Origin of the sequence: Paludibacillus litoralis (assembly GCF_037646705.1) — a bacterium.
In the GTDB taxonomy this organism is placed as follows: Bacteria; Pseudomonadota; Alphaproteobacteria; order Rhodobacterales; family Rhodobacteraceae; genus Pikeienuella; species Pikeienuella litoralis.
In genome coordinates this window covers 504099-515981 of the sequence record NZ_JBBHER010000003.1, presented here as the reverse complement: position 1 = coordinate 515981, position 11883 = coordinate 504099, and the positions used below count along the sequence as shown (strand labels likewise).

10 protein-coding genes are annotated in these 11883 nt (G+C 59.6%); 4 read left to right on the top strand and 6 right to left on the bottom strand.

Going from position 1 to position 11883, the window contains the following annotated elements; all coding sequences use genetic code 11:
* The first annotated feature begins 97 nt into the window (after nucleotides 1-97).
* Nucleotides 98-298 carry a hypothetical protein gene (locus tag WG921_RS06890; protein ID WP_340108463.1) on the top strand — a complete coding sequence of 67 codons (201 nt, stop codon included), beginning with the start codon at nucleotides 98-100 and terminating at the stop codon, nucleotides 296-298.
* 98 nt (nucleotides 299-396) lie between these two features.
* On the opposite strand, the gene WG921_RS06885 is transcribed toward WG921_RS06890, so the two are convergent.
* The 4 genes from WG921_RS06885 to WG921_RS06870 all read right to left on the bottom strand — a co-directional run bounded on the left by WG921_RS06885 (nucleotide 397) and on the right by WG921_RS06870 (nucleotide 4595).
* Nucleotides 397-1806 carry a DNA-processing protein DprA gene (locus tag WG921_RS06885; RefSeq protein ID WP_340108462.1) on the bottom strand — a complete coding sequence of 470 codons (1410 nt, stop codon included), beginning with the start codon at nucleotides 1804-1806 and terminating at the stop codon, nucleotides 397-399.
* Entirely contained in the window at nucleotides 1803-3881 is a 2079-nt protein-coding gene (locus WG921_RS06880) for a RecQ family ATP-dependent DNA helicase (protein ID WP_340108461.1), read from the bottom strand. The genes WG921_RS06885 and WG921_RS06880 overlap by 4 nt, the downstream gene beginning before the upstream one ends.
* 140 nt (nucleotides 3882-4021) lie before the next feature.
* Entirely contained in the window at nucleotides 4022-4336 is a 315-nt protein-coding gene (locus WG921_RS06875) for a type II toxin-antitoxin system RelE/ParE family toxin (RefSeq protein WP_340108460.1), read from the bottom strand.
* A 4-nt stretch (nucleotides 4337-4340) separates the two neighbouring features.
* Nucleotides 4341-4595 (bottom strand): ribbon-helix-helix domain-containing protein, encoded by a 255-nt coding sequence (locus tag WG921_RS06870; RefSeq protein ID WP_340108459.1) that lies wholly within the window; start codon nucleotides 4593-4595, stop codon nucleotides 4341-4343.
* A gap of 794 nt (nucleotides 4596-5389) precedes the next feature.
* Between WG921_RS06870 and WG921_RS06865 the strand changes: the two genes are divergently transcribed.
* Nucleotides 5390-6712, top strand: a complete 1323-nt coding sequence (locus WG921_RS06865) for a DUF6538 domain-containing protein (protein WP_340108458.1) — start codon at nucleotides 5390-5392, stop codon at nucleotides 6710-6712.
* Nucleotides 6690-7070, top strand: coding sequence for a hypothetical protein (locus tag WG921_RS06860; RefSeq protein ID WP_340108457.1), 381 nt, complete (start codon nucleotides 6690-6692; stop codon nucleotides 7068-7070). Before WG921_RS06865 ends, WG921_RS06860 begins: the two co-directional genes overlap by 23 nt.
* 23 nt (nucleotides 7071-7093) lie before the next feature.
* Here WG921_RS06860 and WG921_RS06855 read toward each other — a convergent pair whose 3' ends face one another.
* Entirely contained in the window at nucleotides 7094-7582 is a 489-nt protein-coding gene (locus tag WG921_RS06855) for a hypothetical protein (protein ID WP_340108456.1), read from the bottom strand.
* Between the two features lie 166 nt (nucleotides 7583-7748).
* Nucleotides 7749-9131, bottom strand: coding sequence for a plasmid recombination protein (locus WG921_RS06850; protein ID WP_340108455.1), 1383 nt, complete (start codon nucleotides 9129-9131; stop codon nucleotides 7749-7751).
* A gap of 388 nt (nucleotides 9132-9519) precedes the next feature.
* Here WG921_RS06850 and WG921_RS06845 point away from each other — a divergent pair, with 388 nt between their 5' ends.
* Entirely contained in the window at nucleotides 9520-11193 is a 1674-nt protein-coding gene (locus WG921_RS06845) for an AAA family ATPase (protein ID WP_340108454.1), read from the top strand.
* Nucleotides 11194-11883: the final 690 nt, after the last annotated feature.

Genomic DNA, 11883 nt, shown 5'->3' with positions numbered 1-11883 from the left:
GCGCCTGTACTTACTGATAGAACTTCTGCCAGAATCATCCATCATGCCAGCCCTCCTCAGGGTCGGCAGATTCCTCGATCAAACGGCGGAAAAGTAGGTGGGAGCAAAACCCCGCTTACCCAGAGAGGAAGGCATCTCCGACCGCTATGTCAGCCGCGTGATCCGGCTGGCATGGCTGGCGCCATCAGTGCTGGAACGGCTGGTGCTGCGGCGCGAACCCACGGTGCTGTCGATCTTCGACCTCTGCGGCGTGGCGGAGCTGCCGTGGGTCGAGCAGCCCGGGCGCGTGTTTGACTGAACGTCGACTTCGGGCACGCCTTATATAACCCATGCAACAACAGGCGACATTTTCTCAATCAAAGGTTGCATATAATTATTTGAATAAACCATCTTACCCTATAAGAAATTCGGCTGTTTAACTTCGTAGCTAACCGGCTTCTTGTTTTTCTGAATTACACCTTCTTCGACAAGACGTTGTAACCAGATCTTTGCTTGCGCTTTGGAAATATCTAGCGCCTCTGCGATATCCGGCTCTTTCATGGGCTCTTTCAGAAGCTGCTGCATAGAAGCGCGTACAGCTCCAAAAAGTAATTCAGCCGGGGACGATTCTTCAATGACGAGACTGCTAACACGGGCGATCGGAGTTTCGAGTTCTGGCTCTGGCGTTACGGCTGTTTGCTCAATATCTAATTCTTCTTCCGCGCCTTGCCGCGGTAGATCAGCCAAATCTAAACCTTCGTCGGCAAAAGCAGCGTTCTCAAGATTAAGTCGCTCGACGCGCTCTGTTGCGACTGGCGCTTCTTTGTTCAGTTTATCTGGCTCTGAAAACAATAGGGCTTCTTGGCTCGACGCAGAAGAAGTCAAAACCGGATTATCAAGTACAGACTCAAATGACACTGGATCTTGAGGATTCGGCCACAAGAGAGCTCCTTTTTTCCTTAGCTCATCCAAGCCAATTGATCCATCATGAGTCGACCGGACGTAGATCGGCACGAAATGGAGTTTATCAAGCTGTTCGACTGCGCCCGCCCACGTCCCGCCCTTATTGAAGTCGGAACTAGCCACTAGGGCAGCGTCCGACATCGCGTAGATCAACTTGTTGCGCTGCATTGCGTTTCCTACGTTGAACCCAGCACTGGGATCATACGGTGAAATCAGTGTGAGTTGACCATCGAGCAGCATATTTCTATTTTCGCGATTCATTGCCGTCTTCTCGAGACTGTCCGCAAGAACACCACAGACTTTTCCACCGGCTTCTAATGCACCACGCATTGCGGCCTGATCGATGCCTCTGGCTCCACCTGATACCAACGTCCTTTTTGCGCGTGCAGCGAGTTGTCCAATTTGCAGCGTGTACTCGATCAGTGAATCATCCACATGGCGTGAGCCGACCACCGCCAAACCGCCAGTTTCAAGAAGCCCCATTTCGCCGCAACCATATAAGACAGCGGGCGCATTTTCTCGAAGACGATCTATCAGACGCTTTGGATATTCTGGATCGGCGCGACTGACGACCCAAATCGCACGAGCCCGCCACCGCTCTACGACTTGGCTTAGCAAAAATCCGCGGCCAAGAAGACTCTGGAGACGGTCTTCTTCGATCACTGGCTTACAGGCGCGCAGGATCTCTACAGCGTTCGTAGATACCAAGTCGGCAGGCTGACTTTTGATGTCGCGAAGATGCCGAGCTAGGCGCTTGTATTCACCGGGTGTAAGCACGTCCGATTTCGGGGTGCCACGTCCGGCAATCAGTGGTGCCGTCAGCATGAGTATTGCTTGAGTATTTGGTGAGAGGTCCGGCATCATTTGTCATTTCCCGTCTGAGAAAGCGCCATTGGCCAAACGTCACTCACCCCATTCTTGCGAAGTAGCCATGCAGCTATCGTCAAAGTCCAGCGCGAGTCCACCATGTCGTCGATAAGTAATACTGGGCCATGCGGCATGGATTTCTCCTCAATGGCCAGCGACCCGTCGATGTTTCGCGCCTGTTGAGTGCTGTTCGCCATAGTTTTCTGTTCCGGTCGTTCGTCTGTTTTCATTATGACCGCATGAAACGGCAAACCCAGTGCGTCTGCCAAACGTTGAGAGAAATCCGGGACCAATTCTCGATGACGTTGCGAAGGTACACAGGTGACCCAAGTTGGAGCCGGTTGCGGGGTCCATTGTTGGAGCATCTTCACGCAGGCGTTAACTAAGTCGTCGGCAAAACGACCGTCGCGATACTTCCCTTGGCGAACGAGTCCTCCCCAACCGGCATCACCCCAAACACAGAGAGCCTTTCCAGGATGAGTTCGATGATTTAACGGAATCGTTCCCCGAACGCCGTACTCAGGCAGCCCACCGCTGGGCCACTGCTTTCGGGGCTCGATTGGCAGGTTAGTCCTACGCAGGAATTTGACCGCTTCTTGGACCAAACCTGAATCAGTCCTCACTGGAAGCGGTGGCAAGGTCGGCGCAGTAACCAAACTCGGGTCACCGTCGAGTGCGTCGATCAAGAAGCCCATGTGCTCACCGAACGGCAACGTGACATAGTTCTGCATCTGCTGGTTTTCGTCACGTCTAAGAGACGTAAGGCGCTCTGCCCGCTCCCAAAACCCGTCCCCCAATGTCGCGGCCGTAAGCTGCCATTTTGTGCCTTGCTTGGCGATCGGCGCAGGTGATTCCAGCGAAAGCAAAGCGATTGTCTTTTCGACGCGGCCTTTACTAAGATTCACAATGTTCAGCAATTCAGGAACAGACAATCCATCAGGTGCCTGATCCAAGGCATCAAGTACGTCTGCGACTTCCTGCCTTGTTGGGAAAGCACTATGAATAAACCAGTCCGTGATGTCTACCTCTTCTTCGCCGCTTAGCAAAATGCCATAGGCCGCGCTCAGAGCCCGCCCTGCTCGGCCGACCTGTTGATAGTAGGCAACTACAGATCCAGGCATTTGATAATGAATTACAAAAGCAAGATCTGGTTTGTCATAGCCCATGCCCAAGGCGGTGGTCGCAACAAGCGCCTTGACTCCATTGCCGAGCAAAGCCTGTTCAAACTCTTCTCGTCGCTCGCCTGTTTCACCGGTATACGCTTCTACATTGAAGCCTCGGGTCTTCAACCAATCCGCCACCAGATTAGCATCCCGAACCGTCAGTGTGTAGATTATGCCGTGTCCGTCCAGTGAGGCTAATTGCTCCGCGATCCATGCGAGACGTTCCGCCTGGCTAGGCAGTTTGATCGTCTGCAAAGTAAGTGACGTTCGGTTTAGATCCCCTTTTGAAACATTGAGCCCGGGTCCGAGGACTGTGATAAGATCTTCCATCACGCGATCGTTGGCCGTTGCGGTTGTGGCCAGCACTCTAAAATTGGCTGGCAGCGATCTCACAAGTCGCTCCAACAACCTATAGCTTGGGCGAAAATCGTGCCCCCAATCAGAGATACAATGAGCTTCGTCAACAATTAACAACGAGACTTGTTGGGCTACATTGGCAAGAACCCGGGCGCGAAATCCCTCATTGTTCAAGCGCTCCGGCGTTACAAGAAGAATATCGACCTCCCCGCGAGCAAATCTGGCTTCAATCTCCTGCCATTCGGGATTGTTCTCGGAACTGATCAACGCGGCACGCAAACCCATGCGCTCAGCCGCCTCGATTTGGTTTCGCATCAGAGAAAGCAATGGCGAAATCAGAACGGAAGGGCCGCCGCCACTTTCGCGCAGCAGTTTTGTAGCAATAAAATATACAAAACTCTTCCCCCAGCCAGTTTTTTGAACGACTAGTAGCCGCCCCTTTCCCTCAACAATATGGCGAATGGCATCTTCCTGACCCTCTCGAAAATCCGCAGATCTATGCCCCGAACCAATTCTAAGTAGTTCTCTTGCGCGTTCAGCATCATATGCCAAGCCAATTCTCCCCAGTTTTATTTTGGGCGATCCATCGGCGAGCCCCGTTATGCTTTTTTTGGCTCCACTCCCAAGAATCCACAAACCTGACCGACAGAGAGTTGGTCTGTAAACCATACAAAGTACGGTGGAAAATGACGCTACTCATAGGAATCATCCCGGAAGCGGTCGATCTGATGCATCCGCTCGTGCAGGATTGTCACGATCCCGATGTCACCATTCGAGAGATGACGCCAGTAAACAAAATGGCGCTCGTAGCGAAAGAAGAACCCGTTGAGGCCAAACTCGGCCGGGATGGGCTTTGACACCACACCGTGGGCTGCGATCTTGTCGAATGCGGCAAACAGACGGGCGATGTACGTCTCGGCCTGATCGTCACTCAACCTGTCCCGGGTATAGCGGAAGATGTCATCGAGGCGATGGGACGCCCCTTCCTGGATATGGATTGCGGGCACCGGGTCAGGCCCGGTTCCGCGCGATCACCTCGGCCGCCGTCAGCGACTGATAGGAGTCCTCCGGCGCGGAGAAGGCATGCGTCAACTCGGCCTTCAACCTGCTGAAGGCTTCCTGCTCCGCTCTCTCCTTGTCCCGGCGGATCAGGTCACGGATGTATTCGCTGACGCTCTCGTACGACCCGTCATCGCCGACATTGACGGATACGAAGTCGCTCAAGGCCCCACCAAGGCGGACGGTCATCGTTGTCGTTCGGGACATCGCGCTGCTCCTGTTATCTTACCTGTATTCAATATCACCAACAAAGCACACAGAACAAGTGTGACCTGCACCTTTGGACAGCCGATCATTGCTCGGTCTCCCGCAACGGTAGTTCGCACTCCGCTCGCAAGATGACATCGGCACATGTCCATCCTGCTCGAAGGACGCGCCTTTGCGAGGCCGCCGTATGGCCTCTGCACCAGATTGAGGCGATCCGGGGTCCCTGAAGCGCCAGCGGTGCCGGACGGTTTTTCATCACGGGTTTCGACGGGGGATTGGGATGCGAAACCACCCAAGCAATCCGCAACTTTACGCTGGCATCCCGAGCAACGTGCCCACCGTGTGTTCCGTCTATGTTGCCATTGACATCATTCGGAACGCGCGTTTGGGTTTTGGCGGGGTTCGGCAGCATAGTATTGAGATATAATATAGAAATGGGACCAAACCGAAGCGAGCGAGGTTCGCCCAAACTGAGACTAAGGGCCATTCTGAGCCCAACTCCGGCCTAGCTGCGCGTCTATGAGGTTCGGTCGATTCCCGCAAACCCCTTTGATAAAACGGAAAAATCCGTGCCCGTCAGGGCGGTGTCACTGGTTCGCAATGGGGATAATGGCGGAGAGACAGGGATTCATACTGCCGTCCGAGATTTCAATATATCCAACATAACCAACTGCTTAACTGAAATGCAACGATCCACACTCCTCGAAATTGTGGAGCAAATAGTGGAGCAACGCCTTGCCCGGAATAGCGGGCGCGGGATAGTCGTTTCTTACGACGCGAACGGGAACCATGACATGGCGGGATTGAAGAAGCGGGCGGGGACCTGGCATCTGCGGATGCGGATGCCGCGGCGGTATCGGGAGATCGACCCTCGGAGCGAGATTCATCGGAGCCTGAGGACGGAGAGCGAGCGCGAGGCGCTGGCGCGGCTTCCGGCGGCGGAGGCGGCGGTGCTGGCCGAGCTGGACGCGCGGCTGGCGCTGGCGCGGGGCGGGCCGTCGGGCGATGTGTTCTCCGCCGCCGTCGCGCTCGCGGCGACGCGCGGCTTCACCTATCGCTCGGCGGAGGACCTGGCGTCGGGTCCGCTGGACGAGATCCTGGCCCGGCTCGACGCTCTCAAGCCCGGAGACGGGCGCGAGCCGGCCCGGGCGCTTCTCGGCGGCGTGGAGGCGCCCAGCCTGATGCTGTCGGAGCTGGTCGCCGAGGTCGAGAAGATCTCCACGCATGACAATCGCTACAAGAGCGCGGTGCAGATGCGGCTCTGGCGCAATCCGCGGATCCGGGCGGCGACCAACCTGATCGCGGCGCTCGGCGAGGATCGCCCGGTCCGGTCGATCGGAAACGCCGAGGCGCTGCGGCACCGGTCATGGTGGCGCACGCGGATCGAGAGGGAAGGTCAGAAGGTCGAGACGGCGAAGAAGGATTTCTACAACATGTCCTCGATGCTGGCGCGCTATTACGACAGTCTCGACGAGGCGGACCCGCCACGCCCCTATCTCGGCGTGACGATCAGGGACCGCCACGCGGTCAAGGCGCGCAAGCTGGAGATCCCGGTGGAGTGGATCGTGGAGAAGTGGTTCGCGCCCGGGGCGTTCGACGGCCTGAACGCCGAGGCGCGCGATATTCTGCTGATGTCGATCGAGACCGGGTGCCGGCAGTCGGAGATCCACGACCTGCCGTCGGACGGCATCGTGCTCGACGCCCCGATCCCGCATCTGCGGCTCGCCTTCGAGGACGGCGATGAGCGCCGGGAGATCAAGAACACCTCATCGGTGCGGGAAGTGCCGCTGATCGGGGTCGCGCTGGCTGCGGCCCGGCGTCATCCGCAGGGCTTCCCGCGCTATCGCGACAAGCGCGGCTATTCCGGGTTGGTCAACAAATACATGCGCGCCAATGGGTTGATGCCCTCGCCGAAGCACACGATCGGCGGCACGCGGCACGCCTGGGAAAGTCGGCTCAAGGCGGTGCTTCTCCCCAATGACGATCGCGGCGAGATGATGGGACATTCAGTCGCCTCGGCGCGGAACCGGGAGATCTATGGCGACCAGATGCCATTGAAGACGAAGCTGGAGTTCGCGCAGCAGGTCGTGCTGGATGTGCCGGCGCATCTGGCCTGACGGCGCCCGGCTGATCTGGCCAGGCGGCGCGCCGCTTCTGGGCCGCCGCTTCGGCGATCGCCCGGGCGCGGGCCAGGGCGTCCTGCTGATCGGAGAGGAGGGCGAGTTCGGCTTCGAGCCGGGTGAAGAGCGGCAGCGCCCACTCCTCTCCATCGGCGAGGAGCATGGCGACGCGATCCCGGGCGTCGGTGAGCCGTTCGATCCGGGCCTGGTTGGCGGAGGTCGCCGGCGCCACGCCCTCACGCCGAGCGCCGCCGGCAAGGCCGGCGCCGTTCCTGGCGTGAAGAGGGGTGATCGTCGGCATCATCGGGTCTCGGGGTCGGGGAATGCGTCAGCGAAGGTTGTCGCCCCCGCATGATCGCGGGGGCGAAGAGAGGCGGATCAGGCCGGCGCGTCGGCGCTGTCGTCAGGAGCGCTCCCGTTGTCGTCGGCGGAAGCGTGCGCCTTGCGGGCGCGCCCGCGCGCGTCCTCGGCTTCACGCGCCTCCATGGCCTCACGCTCGGCCTCGGCCTCGGCCTTCGCCGCGGCGATCTCGGCCAGGCGCTCCTCGACCGGCGCATCGACGCCGGCGGGCCGCAGAGGGTGAGACGCGATGCGCTTGCGGCTCGCCTTGCTCGCGGCGATCTCGAGGCCGATGAAGACGCGGCGGACGAGGTCCTGGTCTTCCTCCATCTCGAGCCACGCGCCGAAGGTCTCGGCGATCGCCCTGCGGCGGGCGGCTTCGGCGCGGCCGTCCGCCTTGGCCTCCCGCTCGATCGCCTTGGCCAGCGAATTGAGCGCGCGTTGGGTGCCGGCCTGCTTCGGCGTGAAGCCGCCGCGGCCGCCATCGGCGGGGGCGAAGAGAGGGGACGTCTTGAACAGTTTGAGCATGCGAGGGTCTCCTTTCGGGAGAGCTTGAGTTTCCGTTCGCGACGCCGAACATCGGCGTCTAAAGGGAGGTCGGTCCGATATTTTGGACGACTCCATGATTTCCTGAATTTTCTTCCGTAAAGTTTTCGAACTATCGACAAGCTCCTGTCGCGCCTCGATTCCTTCCTCATCTTTCCGCCCCGCGATCCGGCTTTTGATCGGATCCGCGCGCTCTGCGCGCCTCCCTGCGGCGCGGGTCGAGCGCCATGATCGCGGCGGTGAGGCGCTTCCGGATGTCGGCGATCCGTTTTCGTTCCGCCATCGGCAGGTGCGAGGCGATCTCGAAGATCACGTCATCGGCGCGCTTGATCTCCGCGGCGTCGCGGCTGACCGCCGCCTCGGCCTCCGCCAACGCCCTGGCGCGGAACCTGTGGAAGGCGGCGGAGAAGGCGCGGCCGGCGCGGGAGGCCCCGAGCGGCGAGCGCCTGATGCGCTCGCGGAGACCTTGCCTGACGGCGGGCGCGGCGTCCGGGGCGAACCCAAGCCTCGGCGCGCCGCCGTCATCGCTCACTTCGAGTGCGCCGCTGGCGAGCCCATCGGCGACCGCGAGCACCGCATCGGCGGCTTCGGCCTTGTCCTTCGCCGCCCGCCGCTCTTCGCGAAGTTTCTTGCGTTCAGCCGCGAGGCGCTGGTCTTCACCCCGCGCCGCGTCTTCGCGTGCGGCGATATCGGCCCGCCGCGCCGCGATGGCGGCTTCCGCCGTCGCGCAGTCCGCCTCCCGCTTCTCTATTTTGCCGGTGGCGCGCTCGATCATCAGCTCCTGATCCGCGCGCCATTCGGCGGTCCTCGCATACTGGCGGTATTCCGGCGGCTCCTCGTCGACCTGCCGCGCCGCCTTGACGGCGGCGGCGCGCCGCTCGCCTCGGACGAGGCCGATCGGCGCGAACCATGCGCCGACGCTGTCCTGCGCCGCCTCGTAATCCTTGATCAGCGCATGCTTGGAGGGTTGCAGCATCCGCCGCGTGGCGCCGTTCAGATTGATCTCGACCGCCGGGACGATGACGGCGTGGATGTGATACGTCGTCTCGTCGAGATCGGCGCGGGCGTGGACGACATCGTCGCCGAAACTGTCCTTCAGCCAGGCGACGGCGAGGTCTTCGAAGGCGCGCTCGCGGGTGGTCCCAACAGGATTGGGATCCATTTTCTCGAACCATTTGCGGTTGGCGGTGAGGATCACTTCGCGGAGCGGCCCATGCCGGGTCGCCCGCCAGGGATCGCGCGGCCCTTCGACCATCCGCTTCTTGATCTGAGAGGTTCGCCGCTGTCGGGTGAGGGGTTCGAGCTCGTCGGCGTAGTTCTCCGTCTTCATCTTGTCGATCATCGCCCGGGCCCGCGCCGCCCAGTCCCTGGGCCCGATCAGCACCCGGTTCGGGCGAGGAGGGTTCGGGTTCACATGGCCGAGATCGCCGCCCTTGCGGGTCCGGTGCGTCTCATAGCCGCCGAGATCCGCGGGAAACATGCCCGCGAAACGAAGAACGACGGGGTGTTCGGGTGGACTCTGCTCGGCCATGCGCATCTCCCTGATGAAGCTGCGCGGGAGATGGAGCCCATTCGGTGGGCTCGGAAATCAACGGTGGAAAAAGGTGCGAGAGGGCGAGTGATGCGCCTTGCGGGGCCCTTCAATCACTCATCAGCCGGCGCGCACCGCGCGCCTTTGTGCGCAAGATGTATTGCTACGGACGCCAGAAGCCCGGGCGATTTGACGCTCGAGATTGTTGCCCCACTTGATTTCTCCTCGCGCACACGCAGACTAAGCAGCGGGCAGGTCGTTGATTTGGGAATATCATCGGTCGGCTTTTCGCCGCTCAAGTGGTTACGTGATGGCGACTAGCCACGGCGGCCTCGACGACCCGCTTACGCTCCGGTACCAAGTTGTCCCGACTGAACGAGAGGCACGAATGAATCAGGAGAGCATCGGCAGCGTCAGCCGCAATCAGCTTCTCGCGCCGATGATCCAACGGTTTGGCCCTGACAGCGAAGTGCGGCCGATGCCGCTACCCCTTTGTGCCGGCGATCGAGTATTCTTGTTGGGTGCCAACGGTACCGGAAAGTCATCTCTCCTCCAGTCATTTATGCAATCTCCAGGCGGCAAGACCAAGGTGATCCGTGTTGCAGCCCACCGGCAGATGTGGACTGAAAGCGGCGCGATCGGAATGACCGCTATTCGGCGCGAGCAGCACGCACAGAATGTCTTTCACTGGGATCAAAACGAGAAAGCGCGATACTCCGAGCAACAAGGCGAGGCGCGCGTCCAAGCTCTCATTTTCGACCTCGTGAATGAACAAGTTTGCTTGGATCAGGAGATCGCGAAGCTTGGACGGACAGATCCGGGCGGTGAGGAATTCAGGCTCGCACGTGCCAAGGAGACACCTGTCGATAAACTCAACCGTCTTCTCGCCTCAGCTCAAATCAAAATTTCCGTCAAGGTGGATGGCGTTCGCGCGGTGCAGGCGGAACGGCAAGGTAGCACTCCGTTCGATTTTGCAGAAGTCTCAGATGGCGAACGGGCTGCGATCTTTCTCGCCGCGACAGTGCTGATAGCGCCGCGCGACTCCGTTCTTCTCCTGGATGAGCCGGAGCGGCACCTGAACCATGCAATCATCGCGCCTCTCCTGCGTGATCTCTTCGCTGAGCGGCCTGACTGCGCGATGGTTGTTTCAACCCATGCGATCGACCTCGCCGTCGAGCATCCTCAAGCGCGAATGCTACTTATGCGTGACGTCCGCCGTTCCGATTCAATTCACGAGATCTCTTGGGATTTTGATTTTCTTGAAGCCGGTTCCGCCATTCCCGAAGATACCCGGCGCGACATCCTCGGTGCCCGCCGCCGCGTCCTTTTCGTTGAGGGCAGCGATGCGAGCCTTGACGGAGGCCTCTACTCGATCCTCTTGCCAGGCATCTCGGTCATTCCCAAGGGGACGGCGCGCAACGTGATCGCCGCCACTAAAGGCGTGCAGGGCGCATCCGGACTTCACCACGTCGAGGTATTTGGTCTGGTTGACCACGACGGACGTGATGACCCTGCCGGCAGCGAATATGTACACGATCGGGTCTACGTTCTCGGACTCAATGCGGTCGAGGCAATGTATTACCACCCCGACGTGATCGAAAGCGTCGCAGTGGGGCAGGCCGACAACCTCGATGGATTTGATGCCGCTGCTAGCAAAAAACAGGCTATCGACGCTGCTGTCGAAGAGCTTACCAAAGAGCGCGATCGCCTCTGCGCGAGGGCGGCTGAAATGGATATCCAAGAGCAGGCGCGGCGGCAGCTCCCTACTTGGAAGGAGGTTCTGGTCGGCGGAGAACGCACGATCTCTCTCGATCTTGGCTCCGCGCTCACGACCGAACAAAAGCGCTTCGATGAGGCAGTCGAAAGCAGCGATCTCGTAACGCTACTTCGAAGATATAAGTTGCGCGAATGCGGTGCCAGGAACCAAATTTCTAGGATCCTTAGGTTTCAGTGCTTCAAGGATTATGAGAGTGCCGTCAGACGGAATGTTCGGAAGAACCAGGGCCTGCAAAACAAGCTGAGACAGCTTCTGGGTGGGCTTCCAGAAGCATTGGGAATATAGTCAGTTTATACGAATGCTCTCCAAGGCCGGTGTTCAACCAAGCTACAGCTTTGGTAGAAGAAGGTTCGATTTGGACCTTGACCGCAACCGACTCCGAGACCGGCTTTGGGCCGGATCAGTCAGTGTCGCGAACGACTGCTCCTTCTCGCAAGCGAGTATAAATCTTTGCGCGCCACCGACTCTCAGGTTGAATTCAGTCCCGCTTTTATCCCCGGCGAAACTATGTGAAAATCTGGCGTATTTTGGGTGCCCAGGCTTCAAGGGTGGAGAAATCTTCCGATGAGGCGTGCGGAGGCGCTGCGCAGTGTCCTCTACTCACTAATCAGCCTGCGCAGTCGGCGCGCTCCGCGCGCCTTTGTGCGCAGGCTGTCGTTCGCCAGGACGCCGCCCTGGACCCGCTCGGGGGAGGCCGTTCCGCACGCCTCCCCCAAGACCCCCACCAGCTCGCCTGGCGGGCGGGCCGGCCGATTAGTGCACGCCCCTGCGCGCGCTAATCGGCCGAAAGAGAGACAGACCCTCCCGGGCAGATCTCTGGGGAACACGCTCGGGAGGCCCTGGAGATGGAGAGGAAACAACGCATTTGGCGGGAAGCGATAATTCGCGGCGACTGCGCAGCAATAGGTGAGCACGTGTCAAAAGTAGTCATTGTCGGATAGATTGGGCTCGGTCTTTTTTCCTGTTTGTACATTG